This window comes from Methylobacterium planeticum (assembly GCF_008806345.1).
Lineage (GTDB): Bacteria > Pseudomonadota > Alphaproteobacteria > Rhizobiales > Beijerinckiaceae > Methylobacterium > Methylobacterium planeticum.
This window is the reverse complement of record NZ_VZZJ01000016.1, coordinates 24,674-44,537: the sequence shown is the minus strand read 5'-3', so window position 1 is coordinate 44,537 and position 19,864 is coordinate 24,674. Positions and strand designations below refer to the sequence as shown.

19 protein-coding genes are annotated in these 19,864 nt (G+C 72.1%); 7 read left to right on the top strand and 12 right to left on the bottom strand.

Annotation, left to right across the window (positions count from 1 at the left end):
- Positions 1-14: 14 nt before the first annotated feature.
- The 4 genes from F6X51_RS17680 to F6X51_RS17665 all read right to left on the bottom strand — a co-directional run bounded on the left by F6X51_RS17680 (position 15) and on the right by F6X51_RS17665 (position 3,011).
- A complete protein-coding gene (locus F6X51_RS17680; RefSeq protein WP_150964991.1) occupies positions 15-485 on the bottom strand; it encodes a (2Fe-2S)-binding protein in 471 nt (156 codons plus the stop codon).
- 157 nt (positions 486-642) lie between these two features.
- Positions 643-930 (bottom strand): hypothetical protein, encoded by a 288-nt coding sequence (locus F6X51_RS17675; protein WP_150964990.1) that lies wholly within the window; start codon positions 928-930, stop codon positions 643-645.
- A 236-nt stretch (positions 931-1,166) separates the two neighbouring features.
- A complete protein-coding gene (gene rnd / locus F6X51_RS17670) occupies positions 1,167-2,363 on the bottom strand; it encodes a ribonuclease D (RefSeq protein WP_150964989.1) in 1,197 nt (398 codons plus the stop codon).
- A 132-nt stretch (positions 2,364-2,495) separates the two neighbouring features.
- Complete coding sequence (locus F6X51_RS17665; RefSeq protein WP_407658603.1) at positions 2,496-3,011, bottom strand: hypothetical protein; 516 nt, start codon at positions 3,009-3,011, stop codon at positions 2,496-2,498.
- Positions 3,012-3,154: 143 nt separating this feature from the next.
- On the opposite strand from F6X51_RS17665, the gene aspS reads away from it, so the two are divergent.
- From aspS to F6X51_RS17645, 4 genes are all read left to right on the top strand, one after another.
- On the top strand, positions 3,155-4,969 hold the full coding sequence (gene aspS, locus F6X51_RS17660) for an aspartate--tRNA ligase (protein ID WP_150964988.1): 1,815 nt from the start codon (positions 3,155-3,157) through the stop codon (positions 4,967-4,969).
- 75 nt (positions 4,970-5,044) lie between these two features.
- A complete protein-coding gene (locus tag F6X51_RS17655) occupies positions 5,045-5,917 on the top strand; it encodes a glycosyltransferase family 2 protein (RefSeq protein ID WP_150964987.1) in 873 nt (290 codons plus the stop codon).
- Complete coding sequence (locus tag F6X51_RS17650) at positions 5,914-6,990, top strand: acyltransferase family protein (RefSeq protein WP_150964986.1); 1,077 nt, start codon at positions 5,914-5,916, stop codon at positions 6,988-6,990. The genes F6X51_RS17655 and F6X51_RS17650 overlap by 4 nt, the downstream gene beginning before the upstream one ends.
- Positions 6,987-7,376: a hypothetical protein gene (locus tag F6X51_RS17645; RefSeq protein WP_246696868.1), complete on the top strand. Its 390-nt coding sequence runs from the start codon at positions 6,987-6,989 to the stop codon at positions 7,374-7,376. The genes F6X51_RS17650 and F6X51_RS17645 overlap by 4 nt, the downstream gene beginning before the upstream one ends.
- Here the strand turns inward: F6X51_RS17645 and F6X51_RS17640 are convergent.
- Together F6X51_RS17640 and F6X51_RS17635 are read right to left on the bottom strand one after the other, a co-directional pair.
- A complete protein-coding gene (locus F6X51_RS17640) occupies positions 7,328-7,597 on the bottom strand; it encodes a DUF3297 family protein (protein ID WP_150964985.1) in 270 nt (89 codons plus the stop codon). The genes F6X51_RS17645 and F6X51_RS17640 overlap by 49 nt on opposite strands.
- Positions 7,598-7,641: 44 nt before the next feature.
- On the bottom strand, positions 7,642-8,250 hold the full coding sequence (locus F6X51_RS17635; protein ID WP_150965062.1) for a CatB-related O-acetyltransferase: 609 nt from the start codon (positions 8,248-8,250) through the stop codon (positions 7,642-7,644).
- Between the two features lie 84 nt (positions 8,251-8,334).
- Between F6X51_RS17635 and F6X51_RS17630 the strand changes: the two genes are divergently transcribed.
- Complete coding sequence (locus F6X51_RS17630; RefSeq protein ID WP_150964984.1) at positions 8,335-10,668, top strand: NADP-dependent malic enzyme; 2,334 nt, start codon at positions 8,335-8,337, stop codon at positions 10,666-10,668.
- Positions 10,669-10,760: 92 nt separating this feature from the next.
- On the opposite strand, the gene ppx is transcribed toward F6X51_RS17630, so the two are convergent.
- The 5 genes from ppx to F6X51_RS17605 form a co-directional block, all read right to left on the bottom strand.
- On the bottom strand, positions 10,761-12,302 hold the full coding sequence (gene ppx / locus F6X51_RS17625) for an exopolyphosphatase (RefSeq protein WP_150964983.1): 1,542 nt from the start codon (positions 12,300-12,302) through the stop codon (positions 10,761-10,763).
- A gap of 130 nt (positions 12,303-12,432) precedes the next feature.
- Positions 12,433-14,937 (bottom strand): RNA degradosome polyphosphate kinase, encoded by a 2,505-nt coding sequence (locus F6X51_RS17620; RefSeq protein ID WP_246696866.1) that lies wholly within the window; start codon positions 14,935-14,937, stop codon positions 12,433-12,435.
- An 80-nt stretch (positions 14,938-15,017) separates the two neighbouring features.
- Positions 15,018-15,749, bottom strand: a complete 732-nt coding sequence (locus F6X51_RS17615; RefSeq protein ID WP_150964982.1) for a P-loop NTPase family protein — start codon at positions 15,747-15,749, stop codon at positions 15,018-15,020.
- Between the two features lie 75 nt (positions 15,750-15,824).
- Positions 15,825-16,916, bottom strand: a complete 1,092-nt coding sequence (locus tag F6X51_RS17610; protein ID WP_150965060.1) for an AI-2E family transporter — start codon at positions 16,914-16,916, stop codon at positions 15,825-15,827.
- A 56-nt stretch (positions 16,917-16,972) separates the two neighbouring features.
- Positions 16,973-17,518, bottom strand: coding sequence for a CDP-alcohol phosphatidyltransferase family protein (locus tag F6X51_RS17605; protein ID WP_150964981.1), 546 nt, complete (start codon positions 17,516-17,518; stop codon positions 16,973-16,975).
- A gap of 198 nt (positions 17,519-17,716) precedes the next feature.
- Here F6X51_RS17605 and purM point away from each other — a divergent pair, with 198 nt between their 5' ends.
- Positions 17,717-18,784, top strand: coding sequence for a phosphoribosylformylglycinamidine cyclo-ligase (gene purM / locus F6X51_RS17600; RefSeq protein WP_150964980.1), 1,068 nt, complete (start codon positions 17,717-17,719; stop codon positions 18,782-18,784).
- A complete protein-coding gene (gene purN / locus F6X51_RS17595; protein ID WP_191970158.1) occupies positions 18,784-19,440 on the top strand; it encodes a phosphoribosylglycinamide formyltransferase in 657 nt (218 codons plus the stop codon). The genes purM and purN overlap by 1 nt, the downstream gene beginning before the upstream one ends.
- Positions 19,441-19,479: 39 nt before the next feature.
- Here the strand turns inward: purN and F6X51_RS17590 are convergent, their stop codons facing one another.
- A complete protein-coding gene (locus F6X51_RS17590) occupies positions 19,480-19,845 on the bottom strand; it encodes a hypothetical protein (RefSeq protein ID WP_150964979.1) in 366 nt (121 codons plus the stop codon).
- Between the last annotated feature and the right edge of the window lie 19 nt (positions 19,846-19,864).

The window sequence follows — 19,864 nt, the reverse complement described above, 5'->3', positions numbered from 1 at the left end:
CATCGTCCCCTCCCTCACAGGCTCGCGGCGGCGCGCTGCACCGCCCGCACGATCCGCAGGTGGGTGCCGCAGCGGCAGAGATTGCCCGCGAGCGCCTGCTTGATCTCGTCCTCGCTCGGCTTCGGCGTCCGCGCGAGGAACGCGGCCGATTGCATGATCATGCCGTTGATGCAGTAGCCGCACTGGGCCGCCTGCTCGCCGACGAACGCCGCCTGGACCGGGTGCAGCTCGCCGTTCTGGGCGAGGCCCTCCAGCGTGGTGATCCGCTGCCCCGGCTGGAGCGCGGAGAGCGGCGTCACGCAGGCGCGCACGGCCTCCCCGTCGAGGTGCACCGTGCAGGCGCCGCACTGGCCGAGGCCGCAGCCGAAGCGCGGCCCGCGCAGCTCCAGCTCGTTGCGCAGGACGTAGAGGAGCGGAACGTCGGGATCGTCCGGAGAGACGTTGAGGCTGCGGCCGTTCACGGTCAGGGAAACGGGCTTGCCCATGGCAGCTCCTGGGACGCGGACTGACGGGGGAACACGGACTGGATCCGGGTCCCGCCGGAACCTAGAGCCCCGAACCGGGAGCGGGTCAACCACCTCTGCGCCCGGACGTTTCGACGTCCGCCGGTTCCTCGCTCCTCGGCGCGTTCGCGCCGCCGCCTCAGAAGCCCGAGACGATCCCGGTGCTCTCGAACTCGGCCGCGTCGCCGACGAGGTCGGTGAGGGAGATCTCGATGCGCCGCCCGTTCTTGAGGCGCAGCGTCGAATCCGGCTCGAGCCAGATCGGGCGCAGGCTGGCATGGCTGCCGATCAGCGTCCCGTGCGCGGTGACGAGCCCCTGGCGCCGCTCGATCACGACGCGGTAGCGCACGCGCACCGCCTCACAGCCCGCGGCGGAGACGTGGCCGCGCCCGGTCAGCGTCTGCAGGACTTCGTTGGGTTCGTACATCGACGGACGATACGCGGCCGGGACCCGGGAGGTTCCGGCAATCATCTTGCCGGTTAATCCCGAGACGTAACCGCCTCACGCCGATCTGTCACCCGGGCCGGGTCCGAGCAGGGGTCGCCGCGTCTCGCCGGCACGCCAGCGCGCATGACGGCCGCGGGGGGCCCTCCGCGTCCCTGCCATCGGCGATCCGACCGGATGATGGGGCGTCCGCGCCCCGGAACACGTCCCGAGCCGCCTCAGGCCTGCCCCGCGGACGCGGGGCCCGCGGCCTCGCCCGGCTCGGGCAGGTCGCGCACCACGACACGCCCGCGCTCCGCCGAGAGGGCGAGGCGGCCGCTCTTCAGGGCGAGGGCCTTCTCGCCGAACAGGCTGCGGCGCCAGCCGTGCAGGACGGGCACGTCCGCGTCGTCGTCCTCCGCCACGGCTTCGAGGTCGTCGACGGTCGCGATGATCTTCGGGGCGACGCCCTCCGCCTCGCAGACGGCCTTGAGCAGGACCTTGAGGAGCTCGACGAGGGCCCCGTTGCCGCCGCCGCGGCCGCGGCCGCGCTCGGGGATCGCGATCTCGGCGGTGTCGCGGGCAAAGCCCCGCTCGACCGCCGCCAGGATGTCGGCCCCCGTGCGCGAGCGCTCGAAGCCCGCCGGGATCGTGCGCAGGCGCCCGAGCGCCTCGACGCTGCGGGGCACCGCCGTGGCGACGTCGATCACCGCCTCGTCCTTGAGGATGCGCCCGCGCGGCACGTTGCGGGTCTGCGCCTCGCGCTCGCGCCAGGCCGCCACCTCCATCAGCACCGCGATCTCGCGGGGCTTGCGCATGCGGCCCGCGAGGCGCCGCCAGGCCTGGGCGGGGTCGGCCCTGTAGGTCTCGGGGGAGGTCAGGACGCCCATCTCCTCGTCGAGCCAGGCTCCCCGGTCGGTCCGGAGGAGATGGCCGGCCAAGACCTCGTAGACCTTGACCAGATGCGTCACGTCCGAGAGGGCGTAGGCGAGCTGCGCGTCCGAGAGGGGGCGGCGCGACCAGTCGGTGAAGCGGGAGGACTTGTCGATCTTGGCCTTCGCCACGTCGTTGACGAGCTGCTCGTAGGAGACCGAATCGCCGTAGCCGCAGACCATCGCGGCGACCTGCGTGTCGAAGAACGGGTGCGGCAGCAGCTCGCCGAGGAGCCAGATGATCTCGAGGTCCTGCCGGGCCGAATGGAAGACCTTCACCACGCCCTCGTCTGCCATCAGGTCGACGAAGGGCTTCAGGTCGATCTCCGGCGAGAGGGGGTCGACCAGGACGGCGGTGCCGTCCGGCCCCGCCATCTGGATCAGGCAGAGCTTGGGATAATAGGTGGTCTCGCGCATGAACTCCGTGTCGACGGTCACGAAAGCTTGTGCGGCGAGGCGGGCGCAGGCATCGGCCAGCGTCGGTGTTGTGGCAATCAGGTCCATGGAGCCGGCTATACCGAAGGTTTTGCCGGAAAGGGAGCCGATCGCCGCAGAAGTCCCCGAAGATCGGCCCGCTATCCGCGATGTACCCAGCGGACCGGAGAATCCGACCGAGGGATCTGCGTGGGGCCGGGGCTACGCGGCGTGCCGCGGGGCGGCCCGCCGCCGGCTCCGCGCCGCCCGGCGAGCCTGCGCGGCGCGCTCCCGCCGCTGCGCCTCGGCGCGGGCGAGGAGAAGGTCGAGGATGCCGGCCTCCAGCCGCTGGCCGGTGGCGCCGTCCGTGAGGCGGCGGATGCGGTCGACCCGAAAGCCCCGGTAGCCGCCGCGCCCGCGGTCGATCCCGCCGAGCAGGGTTCGGCCGGGCCCGAGCTTCAGCTCGCGCGCCTGCAGCCGCCGGGCGCTCCAGGCCCCCTGGCCGTCCTCGTAGACGATCTCGAAGGTGCCCTCGAGGGGCAGCACCCGCCACGCGCCCTCCCGGCGCTCGATCTCCTGGCGCTCGACCTCCCGGTGCTCGACCGGAATCCGGTCCTCGGCCGTCTCGCGGCGCTCGGCTGCCGCCGGGCGCGGGGACGCGTCCCGGGACGCGACGGACGGCTCGGGGGCCGCCTCTCCCGGAGCCGTGTCCGGGCTGAAAAAAGCGTGATAGTTCATGGGATTCATATGGGGAACCGGGCCTCGTTCCGGAAGGCCCGCGCGCGCTCTCGACCGGCTCCGGGCGCCCGGAGCCGGGCCCCGCGCTTGACTTCACGCCCCTCGCGTGAATGGTGCCGGCCTCCGTTTCCAAGAAGTCCGCCATGCACCGTTATCGTACCCATACCTGCGGGGCATTGCGCCCGTCCGACGTCGGCGAGACCGTTCGCCTCTCCGGCTGGTGCCACCGCATCCGCGATCACGGCGGCGTTCTGTTCATCGATCTGCGCGACCATTACGGGCTGACGCAGTGCGTGGTGGATTCCGATTCCAAGGCCTTCCCGGCGGCGAACCTCGCGCGCTCCGAATGGGTGATCCGCATCGACGGCCGGGTGCGCACCCGGCCCGCCGGCACCGAGAACCCGGAACTGCCGACCGGCGCCGTCGAGGTCTATATCGACGAGATCGAGGTGCTCGGGGCGGCGGCCGAGCTGCCCCTCCCGGTCTTCGGCGACCAGGAATACCCGGAGGAGACCCGCCTCAAGTACCGCTTCCTCGACCTGCGCCGGGAGAAGCTCCACGCCAACATCATGAAGCGCGGCGCGATCATCGACGCCCTCCGGCGCCGGATGCGCGACGGCGGCTTCTTCGAGTTCCAGACCCCGATCCTGACGGCCTCCTCCCCCGAGGGCGCGCGCGACTACCTCGTGCCCTCCCGCGTGCATCCGGGCAAGTTCTACGCGCTGCCGCAGGCGCCGCAGCAGTTCAAGCAGCTCACGATGATCGCGGGCTTCGACCGCTACTTCCAGATCGCCCCCTGCTTCCGCGACGAGGACGCCCGGGCGGACCGCTCGCCGGGCGAGTTCTACCAGCTCGATATCGAGATGAGCTTCGTCACCCAGGAGGACGTGTTCCAGGCGGTGGAGCCGGTGCTGCGCGGCGTGTTCGAGGAATTCGCCGAGGGCAAGCGCGTCACCGGGACCTTCCCGCGCATCACCTACGCCGACGCCATGATGAGGTACGGCGTCGACAAGCCGGACCTGCGCAACCCGCTGATCATCGCCGACGTCACCGGGGAGTTCGGCGAGGAGGCGGTGGAGTTCAAGGCGTTCAAGGGCGTCATCAAGTCCGGCGGCGTGGTGCGGGCGATCCCCGCCACAGGGGCGGCCGGCCAGCCGCGCTCGTTCTTCGACAAGCTCAACGACTGGGCCCGTTCGGAGGGTGCCCCGGGCCTCGGCTACATCGTGTTCGAGGACGAGGGCGGCACGCTTACCGGCAAGGGCCCGATCGCCAAGTTCATCCCGGCCGCGATCCAGGCGCGCATCGCCGAGAAGGCGGGCGTCGGGGCGGGCGACGCCGTGTTCTTCGCCGCCGGCACCGAGGCGAAGGCCGCGGGCCTCGCCGGCAAGGCCCGCATCCGCATCGGCGACGAGCTGAACCTCTCCGACAAGGACCAGTTCGCCTTCTGCTGGATCACCGACTTCCCGATGTACGAGTGGAACGAGGACGAGAAGCGCGTCGACTTCTCCCACAACCCGTTCTCGATGCCGAACTTCGACCACGACGCCTTCCTGAGCCTCGGGGCCGAGGACGAGGCCACGATCCTGGGTATCAAGGCCTTCCAGTACGACATCGTCTGCAACGGCACCGAGCTGTCGTCGGGGGCGATCCGGAACCACAAGCCCGAGATCATGGAGAAGGCCTTCGGGCTCGCGGGCTACGGCAAGGACGTGCTGGAGGCGAAGTTCGGCGGCATGCTCAACGCGCTGCGCCTCGGGGCCCCGCCCCACGGCGGCATCGCGCCCGGCGTCGACCGGATCGTGATGCTCCTCTGCAACGAGCCGAACATCCGCGAGGTCGTGCTCTACCCGATGAACCAGCGGGCCGAGGACCTGATGATGGGCGCGCCCTCCGAGGCGACCCCGAAGCAGCTGCGCGAGCTGCATATCCGCCTGAACCTGCCCGAGAAGAAGGCCTGAGGCCGCGGCCGGGCGGGTCGGCGGCGGAACGCTCCGCGACCGCGCCCGCCGCAGCCTCCAGACAGGTATCCCCCGATGCCGAGCCTCGTCGCCGTCGTCGTCGCGCATGACAGCGCCGAGGCGCTCCCGGCCTGCCTCGCGGCGCTCGCCGCGGAGCACGTTCCGGCCCTCGTGGTCGACAATGCGAGCCGGGACGGCTCGGCGGCGCTGGCCGAGGCCGCCGGCGCCGCGGTGGTCCGCAACGCCCGCAACGAGGGCTACGGACGCGCCAGCAACCTCGGCGTCCGGGCGGCCGAGCGGGCCGTCCACGTGCTGATCCTCAACCCCGACGTGGTGCTGCGGCCCGGCGCCGTCGACGCCCTGCTGGCGGCGGCCGAGGCCTATCCGGATGCGGGGCTCTACGCGCCGCGCATCGTCGAGCCGGACGGGCGCTTCTTCTACCAGGCCCGGTCCTACCTCGCCCCCTACCTGCAGAACCCGACGGGACGCCTCGCCCTGCCCTCCGGGGATGCCTGCGCGCCCTTCCTGTCGGGGGCCTGCCTGATGGCGCGGCGCGACCTGTTCCTCGCGCGCGGCGGCTTCGACGAGGAGATCTTCCTGTTCTACGAGGACGACGACCTCTGCCGCCGCTTCGCCGAGGCGGGGCGCGCCCTCGTGCACGTGCACGACGCGGTGGTCCTGCACGGGCGCGGGCGCTCCTCCGCCCCGGAACGGGGCCGCGTCTTCCGCACCCGCTGGCACCAGGCCTGGTCGCGCGCCTACGTCGCCCGGAAATACGGCCTGCCCGACCCGAGCCTCGGGATGCTCGCGGTGAACGCTCCCAAGGCCGCCCTCGCGGCCCTGGCGCTCCGGCGCGCCGGCTGGGAGCGCTACGCGGGCTCGGCGGCGGGGGCCCTCGCGGCCCTCCGCGGGCGCCGCGCCCTCGCCCGCGAAGGGCTCGCGCCGTGAGCGCTCCGACGATCGCCGCGGCGCTCGGCCGCCCCCATAACGGCTTCTCGATCGTGCGGCTCGCCCTCGCGGTCGCGGTGGTGGTCTCGCACGCCTACAGCGTGACGACGGGCGATGCCGCGGCCGAGCCCCTGGCGCGGCTGACCGGCTTCACCCTCGGCGAGCACGCGGTGAACGGCTTCTTCGCGATCTCGGGCTTCCTCGTGACGATGAGCCTGGAGCGGCGCGGCGCCCGCGACTACGCCCTCGCCCGCACCCTGCGCATCCTGCCGGGCCTCGTCGCCGCGACCCTCGTCGTGGCCCTGATCCTGGGGCCGGCGCTCAGCGCCCTGCCCGTCTCCGCGTACCTGCGCGAGGCCGAGCTGTGGCGCTTCATCCAGGGCACGCTGACGACCTTCAAGAGCAACGCCGCCCTGCCCGGCCTCTTCGGCGGCAACCCGTACCGCGCGCCGCTCGGCACGGTCTGGACCCTGAAATACGAGGTGCTCTGCTATCTCGGCGTGCTGGCGGCGGGACTCGCCGGATTGCTGCGGTGGCGCTGGTCGGCGCTCCTGCTCACGGGAGGCCTCGCGCTGGCGCTCGTCGCCGTCGAGGCCGCGCATCCGGCCCTGCCGAAGGGGCTCGAGACGGGCCTGCGCCTGCCGATGATCTTCGCGGGCGGGGCGGCGCTCTATCTCTGGCGCGAGCGGGTGCGCCTGTGGGCGTGGCCGCTCCTCGGCCTCGCCCTCGCCTGCGCCCTGGCGCAGGGCACGATCCTGTACCGGACCCTGCTGTTCCTCGGGGAGACCTACGGGGCCCTCTGGCTCTGCCTCGCTCCGGTCCTGGCGCGACCGGTCCTCGATCCGCCGGCGGACCTGTCCTACGGCACCTACCTGTATGGCTGGCCGATCCAGCAGAGCCTGCACGCCCTCTGGCCCGGGGCCTCGGCGACCCTGCTCCTCGGCCCGGCGCTGCTGCTGACGGCGCTCGCCGCGACGATCTCCTGGTACGCGATCGAGGCGCCGGCGCTGCGCCTCAAGGCGCGGGCGCTCGGGCGGCGCACCCTCAACACCATCGAGCCGGCGGGCCCGTGACCGCCCTGCCCGCCATCCTGCCCCCGGCGGCGGCGCTGGCCCACGCCGTCGCGCTCCTGATCGGCCGGGGCTTCGCGGTGAGCGCCCGCAACACCCGCGGCGACAGCGTCTACCTGCGCCCCGAGGGCTGCGCCTATTCCCTGCGCGTCTCGAACCACGCCCGCACGCCGAAGCAGCGCCGCAACCACCCGGGCGCGCTCGTCAGCCTGGTGATCCGGCAGCCGCGGCGGGCCGCGCAGGTGGCCGATCTCGTCGCGGCCGCGACCCGCGACTTCGCGGCGGCGCGCGCCCGGCGGGAGCTTCAGGCCTCGGGCGAGGCTCGGGCCTCGGGCGAGGCTCAAGCCTCGGGCGAGGCCGGGCCCTCCGGCGCCTCATCGCGAAAATAGGGCTCGACCGGGCCCTTCAGCTTCACCGTCATGGGGTTGCCGGCGCGGTCGAGGGTCTTGCCGGCGCTGAGGCGGACCCAGCCCTCGCTGACGCAGTATTCCTCGACGTTGGTCTTCTCGGCGCCCTTGAAGCGCACGCCGACGCCGCGCTCCAGCGCCTTCTCGTCGTAGTACGGGCTGTTCGGGTTGACCGCGAGGCGGTCGGGCGGGGTCTCGGACATCGTCGGGGCCTTGGTCGGATCTGGGTCGGCTGCGGGTACGGGATTCAGCCGGTCTTCGCAACGTCGCCCAGGGCGGCGAGGAGCTCGGCGGTGCGCCCGCTCTGGAGGAGCGGCACGAGGCGCGTCACCTCCGCGTGCGGCCGGTCCCACCAGGCGCTCGCCACCAGGGCCGCCACCGTCTCCGGGTCGAAGCGGCGGCGCACGGGCCGGGCCGGATTGCCCGCCACCACCGCGTAGGGCGGGACGTCCCGGGTCACGACGGCGCGCGCGGCGACGACCGCCCCGTCCCCGATCGTGACGCCCGACAGGATCATGCAGCCGGAGCCGAGCCAGACGTCGTTGCCGATCCGCACGTCGCCCCGCGAGGCGTGGTAGGCGGCCGGCGCGTCGGCATCCGGCCAGAGGCCGCGCATCGCCGCGAACGGGTAGGTCGAGACCCAGTCGAGCCGGTGGTCGCCGCCGAGCAGGATCTCGACCTTGTCCGCGATGGAACAATATCTGCCGATCGTCAGCGTACGGCCCGATTCCGGGAACCGCACCTTGGGGCGCCCGTAAGAATAGGCACCGATGAGGAAACCATGCCTGCGCGCGAGCTGCGCGAGGTGAATCCGGGTCTCGTTGTGCGGGTTGCGCCCGTTCCGCAAGCGGTGCAACAGAGCCTTCAAGCGGACCGTCTCCACAGGGGGCGGGACCGAGCCGCCGCTTCGAGAAAGCGTTCGTTGGAGGGAGAGAGGGCCATGGCCGACAACATGTCCGAGGATCTCAAGTCCGGGGCGCTCGTCTACCACCGCCTCCCTCGACCCGGAAAGCTGGAGATCCAGGCCACGAAGCCGCTGGGCAACCAGCGCGATCTGGCCCTCGCCTACTCGCCGGGCGTCGCCGCCGCCTGCATGGCGATCCACGAGGATCCGCAGGAGGCCGCGACGCTGACGATCCGCCAGAACCTCGTGGCGGTGCTCTCGAACGGGACGGCCGTGCTCGGCCTCGGCAATATCGGGCCCCTCGCCTCCAAGCCCGTGATGGAGGGCAAGGCGGTCCTGTTCAAGAAGTTCGCCGGCATCGACGTGTTCGACATCGAGGTCGACGAGAACGACGTCGACAAGCTCGTGGACGTGGTCTGCTCGCTGGAGCCGACCTTCGGCGGCATCAACCTCGAGGACATCAAGGCGCCCGAGTGCTTCGAGGTCGAGGAGCGCTGCCGGGCCCGGATGAACATCCCGGTCTTCCACGACGACCAGCACGGCACCGCCATCATCGTGGCCGCCGCCGTCCTCAACGGCCTGGAACTCGCCGGCAAGACGCTCTCCGACGTCCGCATCGTCACCTCGGGGGCCGGCGCCGCGGCGCTCGCCTGCCTCAACCTCCTGGTGTCCCTCGGCGCAGACCGGGACAAGATCGTCGTCACGGACATCAAGGGCGTGGTCTACAAGGGCCGCACCGAGCTGATGGACCGCTGGAAGGACGTCTACGCCCAGTCGACCGAGGCCCGCACCCTCGCGGAGGTGATCCCGGGCGCCGACGTCTTCATCGGCCTCTCGGCCGGCGGCGTGCTCAAGCCCGAATATCTCGAGACGATGGCGGACAAGCCGCTCATCATGGCGCTCGCCAACCCCTATCCCGAGATCATGCCGGACCTCGCGCAGGAGAAGCGCCCCGACGCGATGATCTGCACTGGGCGCTCGGACTTCCCGAACCAGGTCAACAACGTCCTGTGCTTCCCCTACATCTTCCGGGGCGCCCTCGATGTCGGGGCGACCAGCATCAACGAGGAGATGAAGAAGGCGGCCGTGAAGGCGATCGCGGCGCTCGCCCGCGAGACGCCCTCGGACGTCGTCGCCCGCGCCTATGGCGGCGAGGCCCGCCCCTTCGGGCCGCGCTCCCTGATCCCGAGCCCGTTCGACCCGCGGCTGATCCTGCGCATCGCGCCGGCCGTGGCGAAGGCCGCGATGGATTCGGGGGTCGCCGGACGGCCCCTCGAGAACATCCAGGCCTACGCCGAATCCCTCGACCGCTTCGTTCACCGCTCCGGCTTCATCATGAAGCCGCTCTTCTCCAAGGCGAAGGAGGACCCGAAGCGGGTCATCTACGCCGAGGGCGAGGACGAGCGCGTGCTGCGCGCCGTCCAGGCGATCGTCGAGGACGGGGTGGCCAAGCCGATCCTGGTCGGCCGCCCGCGGGTGATCGAGACCCGGATCAAGCGCTTCGGCCTCTCCATCCGCCAGGGCGAGGATTTCGAGCTGATCGATCCCGAAGACGATCCGCGCTACCGCAAATACGTCCAGACCTATCTCGACATCGCCGGGCGCCGCGGCATCACGCCGGACGCCGCCCGCACGGTGGTGCGCACCAACACCACGGTGATCGGCGCCATCGCGGTCCATCGCGGCGAGGCGGACGCGCTGATCTGCGGCCTCGAAGGCCGGTTCGAGACGCGGCTGCGGGCGATCCGGGACATCATCGGCCTCAATCCCGGCATCACCGAATGCGCCGCCATGAGCCTGATCGTGACGAAGAAGGGCGCCTTCTTCCTCGCCGACACCCATGTGCGCCACGACCCGACCGCGGAGGAGATCGCCGAGGTGGCGGTCGCCTGCGCCGGCCACGTCACCCGCTTCGGCCTGACGCCGAAGATCGCGCTCCTCAGCCACTCGGATTTCGGGCAATCCGACTCCGCCTCGGCCCGCAAGATGCGCAGCGCCCTCGGCCTGATCGAGAAGCGGGCGCCGAACCTGCAGGTCGACGGCGAGATGCAGGCGGATTCCGCTCTCTCCGAACTCGTCCGCGACCGGGTGCTGCCGGGCTCGCGCCTGAAGGGGTCGGCGAATGTCCTGATCTTCCCGAACCTCGACGCGGCCAACATCGCCTTCCAGTTCGCCAAGGTACTGGCGGACGCCCTCCCGGTCGGGCCCCTGCTGATCGGCCCGGCCAAGCCCGCCCACATCCTGACGCCCTCCGTGACCGCCCGCGGCATCGTCAACATCACGACGGCCGCCGTGGTCGAGGTCCAGTCGAGCGGCGTCCAAGCGAAGACGGACGGGGCCGAGACGGGCGTCGGCATGATCTCCGAATAGGGGATTGATCGGGCGCGGCCCGCGACGAACGAGGCCCCCGGATCCTGCGGTCCGGGGGCCTTCGTGTTTCGTGCCGCCCTTGCGGGACCGCTTCAGCCGATCTCGACCCGCCCGTCGAGGCCGATGATCCGGCCGAGGCCGCGGACGCGGTTGAGCAGGCGGTCGCCCGCGAGGGGCGCCCATTCGGGGGCGAGGCGCAGCACCACCTTGCCGTCCTCGACGGTGAGGGGCATCCGCTCGAGGGCGCCGCTCATTCCGGCGGTGGTCGGGAAGGCGACGCGCAGGAGGCCGCCGATCAGCCGCGCCCGCTCGAATAGGCGCGGGCCGGAAAGCCCCCGGAGCGTGGGGCTCGCCTTCTCGGGGGCCACCCCCTCGTGCCGGAAATACACCGCGAGGGCGAGGTACGCCCGGCCCGGATGGTCGACGCCGACGAAGGCGGCGTTGGTGATGATGTTGATGCTCTGCTCGCCCCGGTAATCGGGATGCGCCCGCCAGCCGATATCCGACAGGAGGCAGGCGGCATGGCGCAGGCGCCGCTCGTCCGCGGTCTCCGGCCCGCCGAGGGAGGCGATGAAGCGGTCGGTCCAGGTGAGGAGCTCCTCGGCGTGGCCGGGCGCCCGGGCCCGCAGGCGGTTCAGCTCGGCCGCCGCGGCGAGGAGCGGATCGAGGGCGCGGGTGTCGCGGTCGAGCTGCTCGTAGAGCAGGCCCTCGCGCACGCCGCTCGCCGAGATCGCGACCTCGCGGGGCCGGCCGACCCGGATGATCTCCTCCAGCACCACCGCCCCGTAGGCGAGCAGCGGCCGGCGCGCCTCGGAGATCGTCTCGACGTCCTGCAGCAGGGCGGCGTCGACCTGCTCGACGACTTCGAGGAAGTTCAGCTCGTCCGAGGGCTCGACGCTGTAGCCGTGCATCACGTGGACCGGGTAACCGCGGGCCGCCTGGTGCAGGCGCGCCAGGGCCCGCCAGGTGCCGCCGACGGCGTAGAAGCTGCGGCCCCGCAGGGTCTCGAGCTGGGGCGCGGCCTTCTTCAGGTGCTCGCGCACGAGCTTCGTCGCCTTCTTCAGGGAGCCGCCCGAGAGGTCCTGCAGGGCGAGCCCGCCCAGCGGCATCGTCACCCCCTGCCCCACAACGGCCCCGCGCACGTCGACGAGTTCGAGGGAGCCGCCGCCGAGGTCGCCCACCACCCCGTCCGGGGCGTGGAAGCCCGAGACCACCCCGAGGGCCGAGAGCTCGGCCTCGCGCCGGCCCGAGAGCAGCTCGATCGGCTGGCCGCAGGCCGCCTCCGCGGCCGCCAGGAAGGCGGGGCCGTTCTCGGCATCGCGGGCGGCCGCGGTGGCGAGGACGAAGAGGCGCGCGACGCGCATGGTCTGGCAGAGCACGCGGAAGCGCCCGAGGGCCGCGAGGGCGCGCCGCACCGCCTCCTCGTTGAGGCGGCCCGTCGTCAGCACGTTGCGGCCGAGGCCGCACAGGACCTTCTCGTTGTAGAGGGGCGTCGGCGCGCGGGTCAGCCCGTCATAGGCGACGAGGCGCACCGAGTTCGAGCCGATGTCGATGATGGCGACGGGCATCGGCGCCTCGCGGGGGTCGGGTTCGGTGGAATAGGCGAGCGTCAGGTTGGCGCGTTGGGGCCCCAAGGCACGGTTTCCCTCGTTACGGAGCCCGGCCGTCCCGCGGGACGAGTCGGGCTCGGCTTCGCTCGGGTGCGCCCCGCTGGGCCCATCCGTTCCGTCGCCCGACCGGTCGATCCGGCCGCGACCGGCGGGATCAGGCGCGCTGCGCCCGACGGCTGAGCGCGCGGGGACTCGATTTCTTCGACGACTTGCCGCGCCCGGACAGGCTCGGATTCGTCATGAAGTACTTGTGCGCGTTGAACGGCTCCTCGCCCTCCGCCGGCTGGATGCGCTCGCTGGCGCCCGATGCCAGTACACGCCAGCTTTGGCGGTTGTCGAGGAGGTTCGCCAGCATGATCTGGTCGAGGACCTGCTGATGCACAGTCGGGTTCGTGATCGGCAGGAGCGCCTCCACCCGCCGGTCGAGGTTGCGCTGCATCAGGTCGGCCGACGAGATGTAGACCGTGGCCTTGGGGTGCGGCAGCCCGACGCCGTTGCCGAAGGCGTAGATGCGCCCGTGCTCGAGGAAGCGGCCGACGATCGACTTGACCCGGATCGTCTCCGACAGGCCCGGGATGCCGGGGCGCAGGCAGCAGATGCCCCGCACCACGCAGTCGATCTGCACCCCCGCGCAGGAGGCGTCGTAGAGCGCGTCGATGATCTGCGGGTCGACCAGGGAGTTGCACTTGATCCAGATCGCGGCTGGCCGCCCCGCCTTGGCGTGCGCGACCTCCGCCTCGATGTTCTCGAGGAGGCGCAGCTTCAGGGTCAAGGGCGAGACCGCCATGCGCTCGAGCTGGGCCGGCTCGGCATAGCCCGTGATGAAGTTGAAGATGCGCGAGACGTCCCGGGCGATGACGGGATCGGCCGTGAAGAAGGACAGGTCGGTGTAGATGCGCGCCGTGATCGGGTGGTAGTTTCCGGTGCCGACGTGGCAGTAGGTGACGAGCCGGTCGCCCTCGCGGCGCACCACCATCGACAGCTTGGCGTGCGTCTTCAGCTCGACGAAGCCGAACACCACCTGCGCCCCCGCCTTCTCGAGGTTGCGCGCCCAGCGGATATTGGCCTCCTCGTCGAAGCGGGCCTTGAGCTCGACGAGCGCCGTCACCGACTTGCCGGCCTCGGCCGCCTCCGCGAGCGCGGCCACGATCGGCGAGTTCGAGGAGGTGCGGTAGAGCGTCTGCTTGATCGCCACCACGTTCGGATCGCGGGCGGCCTGGCTGAGGAACTGCACCACCGAATCGAAGGATTCGTAGGGGTGGTGGACGGTGAAGTCCTTCTGGCGGATCGCCGCGAAGACGTCGCCGCCGCTCTCGCGGATGCGCTCGGGGAAGCGCGGGTTGTAGGGCTTGAACTTGAGGTCCGGCCGGTCGATCCCGACGATCTGGGACAATTCGTTGAGGGCCAGCACGCCCTCGACGAGGAAGACCGCCTCGGGCGAGATCTCGAGCTCGTCGGCCACGAAGGCGCGCAGGTCCTCCGGCATCCCGGCCTCGACCTCGAGGCGGATCACGATGCCGCGGCGGCGCTGCTTCAGGGCCGTCTCGAAGTGCAGGACGAGGTCCTCGGCCTCCTCCTCGATCTCGAGGTCGGAATCGCGGATGACCCGGAAGGCGCCCTGGCCGCGCACGAGGTAGCCGGGGAAGAGGCGCCCGGTGAACATCACGATCACCTGCTCGATCGAGATGAAGCGCGCGACCGGATCGTTTTGGAGGTCGGGCAGCCGCACGAAGCGGTCGAGGACCGCGGGCAGGCGGATGAGCGCCCGCAGGACGCGCCCGTCGCGCGGGCGCACCAGCATCAGGGCGATGGTCGAGCCGAGGTTCGGGATGAACGGGAACGGGTGCGCCGGATCGATGGCGAGGGGCGTCAGCACCGGGAAGACGTGGCTGAGGAAGTAATCCTCCAGCCAGGTCCCGTGCTCGGGCAGGAGCTCGCCCGGATCCACGAAGTCGATGTCGACCCCGTGCAGGTCGGTCTTCAGCTCGCGCCAGCGCGCCTGCTGGTCCTGGGCGAGGCGCGAGACCTCGTGGCCGATGCGGGCGAGCTGCTCGGAGGGCGTCAGGCCGTCCTGCGAGGGCAGCGTCAGGCCGGCGCGGACCTGATCGTGCAGGCCGGCGACGCGCACCATGAAGAACTCGTCGAGGTTGTTGGCCGAGATCGAGAGGAAGCGCAGCTGCTCCAGGAGCGGGTGCCCGGTGTTGGACGCCTCCTCCAGCACCCGGCGGTTGAACTGAAGCCAGGACAGCTCCCGGTTCACGAAGCGCTCGGGCGAGTGGCGCAGGGTGCGGCCGGCTTCCAGGACCGTCTCGCGGACGCTGCCGTCCTCCGAGGCCGCGGCCTCCGTCTCGGCGCGGGCATCCGTGAACTCGGCGCTCGCGGGCCATTCGTCGCCGCCGGCCGCGTCGGGCTCCGGAGCGGGCGCCTCGCCGGCCGGTGCCGGGGCGGGCTTCGTCGCGGTCCGCGCGCCGCGCACGCCCGCGGGCAGGCGCCGAACCGCGGCCGTCCGGCTCGCGGAGGCCTGGGCGGGCGGACGCTTGGCCGCCGGGCGGGCGGAGGATCCCTGCCCGTCATCCGCCTCGCCGCCGGGGGCCGCCTCGGCCTCGCGCGCGTCCGGCTCCCCGTCGAACCCGTTCGGCTCCATCTCCGGCAACGCCATTCCTCCTCCCGGTCCTCAGAGCGGGCTCCCCTAGCACGGGGCGCCCCGGTGAATTTGACAGTTCGGTGACGGTCCGGCCCTCAGGCGCCGGCCTCGTCCTCCGGGTCCCCCTCCTCGTCGGGCTCCGTCATCCCCAGCCGCTCCAGCACCGCGAGGGCGAGGGGCCGGGTGATCCGCCGGCCGCGGCCGAGGGCGTCGCGATCGAGCTCGGCCACCACCTCGCGGGCCCGGGCGAGGGACCGGTCGATGCGCAGGGCCAGGGCCTCGACCACGCTGAGATCCACCACGAGCTGGCGATCGACGAAGAGCTTGACGATCACGGCCCGCAACAGGGCGTCGTCCGGAGGCAGGATCGCGGCGCCGGGGGCGAGGCGCAGGCGCGAGCGGAGGTCGGGGGTGGCGAGGCCGAGCGCGTCGACCCCCTGCGCGCTGGTCAGCAGCACGGGGCACCGGCGCTCGCGGGCGAGGTTGAGCAGGTGGAACAGCGCCGCCTCGTCCCGGTTCCCGGCCCGGTCCACATCCTCGATCACGAGGGCGCCGTTCGAGATCAGGTGCGTGACCGCGCTCCCGGCGATCTCGGCCGCCGACACCGTCCAGGCATGGGCTCGTGTCGCCCAGATCGAGGCGAGGTGGCTCTTGCCGCTGCCGGGGGGGCCGGTCAGCACCAGCACGGTGTCGGGCCAGTCCGGCCAGGATTCGATCAGGCCGTAGGCCGCCTCGTTCGCCGGGCCGACCAGGAAATCCTCCCGGCCGAAGCGCGGATCGAGCGGCAGGTCGAAGGCGAGCTGTTTGGGGGGAGCGTTCTCGCGCATGCGGCTCGCAGTCTGGCCCTCGGGGCGGACCGGTTCAAGGGCGGGGTGCGGGCGGGGTGCGGGCGGGCCCGGCGCTCAGGGCTCGCGCCGCGGCAGCAGCACCGGCTCGTCGGCGTGGTAGAGCTGGCTCTGCAGGTAGCGGCGCAGGGCGAAGCGCACGATCACGCCGATCGAGGCCGCCACCGGCACCGCCAGCAGCAGGCCGAGGAAGCCGAACAGCGAGCCGAAGGCGAGGAGCGCGAACATCAGCCAGACCGGGTGCAGGCCGACGGATTCGCCGACGAGCTTGGGCGAGATGATGTTGCCCTCGAGGAACTGCCCGACGAGGAAGACCCCGATGGTGAGGCCGAGATGCAGCCAGTCGGAGCCCGCCCAGAACTGCACCAGGGCCACCCCCACCGAGAGCAGGAACCCCGTCAGCGTGCCGACATAGGGGATGAAGGTGAGGAAGCCCGCGATCAGCCCGATCAGCACCCCGAAATTCAGCCCGACGAGCCAGAGGCCGACGGCGTAGAAGGTGCCGAGGATGACGCAGACCAGGGTTTGCCCGCGCACGAAGCCCGTGATGGCGCCGTCGATCTCGCGGCCGAGGCTCCGGACCGTGGCCCTGTGCCGGGGCGGGACCCAGCCGTCGATCTTGCCCATCATCCGGTCCCAGTCGAGGAGGATGTAGAAGGCGACGACCGGGGTGACGACGAGGAGGGAGACGATCGAGATCAGCGCCTGGCTGCCCGACCAGATCGATTTGAGGAAGGCGAGGAGCCAGGCGCCCCCCTGCGCCGCGAGCGTCCCGACCGAGGCTTGCAGCTCGTTCAGCACGTCGGCGCCGCCGACCTTCTGCAGGAGCGGCCCCGCCCGCTCGGCCAGGATGCCCTGGAGCCGCGAGACCATCGCGGGCAGGCTCGTGACGAGGGCCGCGATCTGACTGGCCGCGAGCGGCACCACGATCAGCAGCGTCACCACGAGGGCGACGACGAAGAGCGCGAGGATCATCAGGCTCGCGGCGAGCCGCCCGAGGCCGAGGCGCTCGAGCCGGTCGGCGAGCGGATCGAGGAGGTAGGCGAGCGCGATGCCGGCCACGAAGGGCAGCAGAACGTCGCGCAGCATGTAGAGGAGGACGATCAGCACCGCGAGCGCCGTCAGCCCGATCACCGCCCTGGCGCGCATCGACTCGTCCTTCTGCCCCTGCCGGCACGAGAGGGTGGGCGCGGTCATGCCCCCGATCAAGGCCGCGCCGGCCCGGACCCCATGTGCTGCAGCCAGAGCCTGAGGTAAAGCGCCGCCGTGAGCGCGGTCAGCGCCGCGACGCCCGCCGACGCGGCGGTCTCGAGCCCGCCGAGGCTCAGCTCCGCGGCCCGGGACCCGAGGGCGAGCGCCGCGAAGGCGATCTGCACGCCGGTGTTGAGCTTGCCGAGGGCGAGCGGCCGGATCGCGAGGGGGCGGCTCATCAGCCAGGCGACGAGGATCGCGGCGATCACCATCAGATCGCGCGCCACCACCGCGATGGCGAGCCAGCCCGGGATCGCGCCCTGCACGGCGAGGGCCACATAGACCGAGACGAGGAGCGCCTTGTCGGCGAGGGGATCGAGGACGGCGCCGAGTTCGCTGCGCATGGCGAAGCGCTTGGCGATGAAGCCGTCGAGGGCGTCCGAGAGGCCCGCGACCACGAACCCCGCGAAGGCGAGGGCCCACGCCCCCTGCCCGATCAGCGCGACGATGACGGGGACGAGGACGATGCGGCCGATCGTGATCAGGTTCGGGATGGTCATGGCTGTCGCCGGTCGCAGCGCGTCCTCCGCGCGCGGGTCCGGGCGATGCCCGTCCCGCGCCGGGCGCATGATGGCATCGAAGGCGCCGGGCGGCATCGCCCCCGCGCCGAATTCCCCGCGGCGGGCGACTCGCCCTCGCGGACGCAAGGCTATAGAGGAACCGCGAGGTCGCGGCAGCGAGCGACGGGGACAGCGGGTATGAGCGCCGAGCGCAAAGAGGGCATGACCTACGCGGGGGCGGGCGTCGACATCGATGCCGGCAACGCCATGGTGGAGACGATCAGGCCAATGGTGCGGGCGACGCGCCGCCCCGGGGCGGATGCGGAGATCGGCGGGTTCGGCGGCCTGTTCGACCTGAAGGCGGCGGGATTCCGGGACCCGATCCTGGTGGCGGCCAATGACGGCGTCGGCACCAAGGTGAAGATCGCCATCGAGACCGGGCGCCACGACACGATCGGCATCGACCTCGTGGCGATGTGCGTGAACGACATCATCGTCCAGGGCGCCGAGCCCCTGTTCTTCCTCGACTACTTCGCGACCGCCAAGCTCGTGCCCGGCGTCGGCGCCGACATCGTCCGGGGCATCGCCGAGGGCTGCCGCCGGGCCGGCTGCGCCCTGATCGGGGGCGAGACCGCCGAGATGCCGGGCCTCTACGACGGAGCGGATTACGACCTCGCGGGCTTCTCGGTCGGCGCCGCCGAGCGCGGCACGCTGCTGCCGCGCGACGGCATCGCGCCGGGCGACGTCGTGCTCGGCCTGCCCTCCTCGGGGGTGCATTCGAACGGCTTCTCGCTGGTGCGCCGGATCGTGCGGAAGACCGGTCTCGGCTGGGATGCGCCCGCCCCGTTCGCCTCCGGGCGGAGCCTCGGCGAGGCGCTCCTGGAGCCGACACGGATCTACGTGAAGCCGCTCCTGGCGGCGCTCAGGGCCACGGACGGGATCAAGGCCCTCGCCCACATCACGGGCGGCGGCTTCCCCGACAATCTCCCCCGGGTCCTGCCGCAGGGCGTCGGCATCGCGATCGACCTCGACGCGGTGCGGCCCCCGCCGGTCTTCGGCTGGCTGTCGCGCGAGGGCGGCGTCGCCGAGGCCGAGATGCTGCGCACCTTCAACTGCGGCGTCGGCATGGTCGTGGTGGCCGCGCCCGACAAGGCCGAGGCGGTGAGCGCCGCCCTGGTTCAGGCCGGCGAGGCGCCGGTGCGGCTCGGGTCGATCACCGAGCGGGGCGCGGAGCCCGTCACCTTCACGGGCCGCCTCGCCCTCTGATGGCGCGGGCGCTCAAGACCCGCGTCGCGATCCTGATCTCGGGTCGCGGCTCCAACATGGTGTCGTTGGTCGAGGCCGCGAAGGCGCCCGATTACCCGGCCGAGATCGTGCTCGTGCTCTCGAACCGGCCGGATGCCGGCGGCCTCGCGCATGCGCGCGCCGAGGGCATCCCGGCCCGCGCCGTCGACCACAAGGCCTTCGCCGACAGGGCCGGATTCGACGCGGCGCTGCACGCGGAGCTCGAGGCCGCGGGCATCGAGCTCGTGTGCCTGGCGGGCTTCATGCGGATCTTCACGCCGGGCTTCGTCGAGGCCTGGGCCGGGCGGATGCTCAACATCCATCCCTCGCTCCTGCCCCTGTTCCGGGGGACCCACACCCACCGCCAGGCCCTCGATGCGGGCGTGAGGCTCCACGGCTGCACGGTGCATTACGTGGTGCCGGAACTCGATGCCGGACCGATCGTCGCGCAGGCGGCGGTGCCCGTGCGGCCGGGCGACGACCCGGACAGCCTCGCGGCCCGGGTCATCGTGCAGGAGCACAAGCTCTACCCGGCGGCGCTGGCGCTGGTGGCCGGCGGGCAGGCCCGCCTCGACGGCGACCGGGTGCTGTTCGCGGGGGATGCCGCGCCCGCCGACGGCGCGCTGCTCAGCCTGTAGGCGCGGCCGGCGGGCCTGAGCCCCCGCGGCGTGCCAGGATCAGACCGGGCGCTGCAGCTTGCAGCTGTCGAGGGCCGACAGGGCCTTGGCGCGGGCCGAATCGTTGAAGTAGCCTGTGGCGCGGTAGGCCTCGATCTCGGATTCGTCGAGGCTGCGCAGGGTCTGCTTGGCGTAGCAGCCGCAGGGGCGCTCGAGGGAAGCTTCGGGCGCGTTGGTGATGCGGGCCTGGATGACCGCGCAGGCATGGCGCACGCGGCCCTCGAGATTGGCCTTCGGGGCCGTGCGGAGCGCGGGATCGGGCTGGTACTGCTCGAATGGCGCCGAGGAGCCGCCCGCGAGGGCGGCGGTGGCGCCGAGGGCGAGAAGGCCGGCGGCGATCAGCGTGGGGAAGCGGCGGGTCGTCATGACGTGATGGGTCCGTTGG

What these genes read in the sequence shown, in the direction of transcription:
- F6X51_RS17615 (WP_150964982.1), bottom strand. Translation starts at nt 15,749, where the DNA reads ATGCGCGAGAACGCTCCCCCCAAACAGCTCGCCTTCGACCTGCCGCTC.
- F6X51_RS17655 (WP_150964987.1), top strand. Translation starts at nt 5,045, where the DNA reads ATGCCGAGCCTCGTCGCCGTCGTCGTCGCGCATGACAGCGCCGAGGCG.
- F6X51_RS17680 (WP_150964991.1), bottom strand. Translation starts at nt 485, where the DNA reads ATGGGCAAGCCCGTTTCCCTGACCGTGAACGGCCGCAGCCTCAACGTC.
- F6X51_RS17675 (WP_150964990.1), bottom strand. Translation starts at nt 930, where the DNA reads ATGTACGAACCCAACGAAGTCCTGCAGACGCTGACCGGGCGCGGCCAC.
- F6X51_RS17630 (WP_150964984.1), top strand. Translation starts at nt 8,335, where the DNA reads ATGGCCGACAACATGTCCGAGGATCTCAAGTCCGGGGCGCTCGTCTAC.
- F6X51_RS17620 (WP_246696866.1), bottom strand. Translation starts at nt 14,937, where the DNA reads ATGGCGTTGCCGGAGATGGAGCCGAACGGGTTCGACGGGGAGCCGGAC.
- purN (WP_191970158.1), top strand. Translation starts at nt 18,784, where the DNA reads ATGGCGCGGGCGCTCAAGACCCGCGTCGCGATCCTGATCTCGGGTCGC.
- F6X51_RS17590 (WP_150964979.1), bottom strand. Translation starts at nt 19,845, where the DNA reads ATGACGACCCGCCGCTTCCCCACGCTGATCGCCGCCGGCCTTCTCGCC.
- F6X51_RS17605 (WP_150964981.1), bottom strand. Translation starts at nt 17,518, where the DNA reads ATGACCATCCCGAACCTGATCACGATCGGCCGCATCGTCCTCGTCCCC.
- purM (WP_150964980.1), top strand. Translation starts at nt 17,717, where the DNA reads ATGAGCGCCGAGCGCAAAGAGGGCATGACCTACGCGGGGGCGGGCGTC.
- F6X51_RS17665 (WP_407658603.1), bottom strand. Translation starts at nt 3,011, where the DNA reads ATGAACTATCACGCTTTTTTCAGCCCGGACACGGCTCCGGGAGAGGCG.
- F6X51_RS17610 (WP_150965060.1), bottom strand. Translation starts at nt 16,916, where the DNA reads ATGCGCGCCAGGGCGGTGATCGGGCTGACGGCGCTCGCGGTGCTGATC.
- rnd (WP_150964989.1), bottom strand. Translation starts at nt 2,363, where the DNA reads ATGGACCTGATTGCCACAACACCGACGCTGGCCGATGCCTGCGCCCGC.
- F6X51_RS17640 (WP_150964985.1), bottom strand. Translation starts at nt 7,597, where the DNA reads ATGTCCGAGACCCCGCCCGACCGCCTCGCGGTCAACCCGAACAGCCCG.
- aspS (WP_150964988.1), top strand. Translation starts at nt 3,155, where the DNA reads ATGCACCGTTATCGTACCCATACCTGCGGGGCATTGCGCCCGTCCGAC.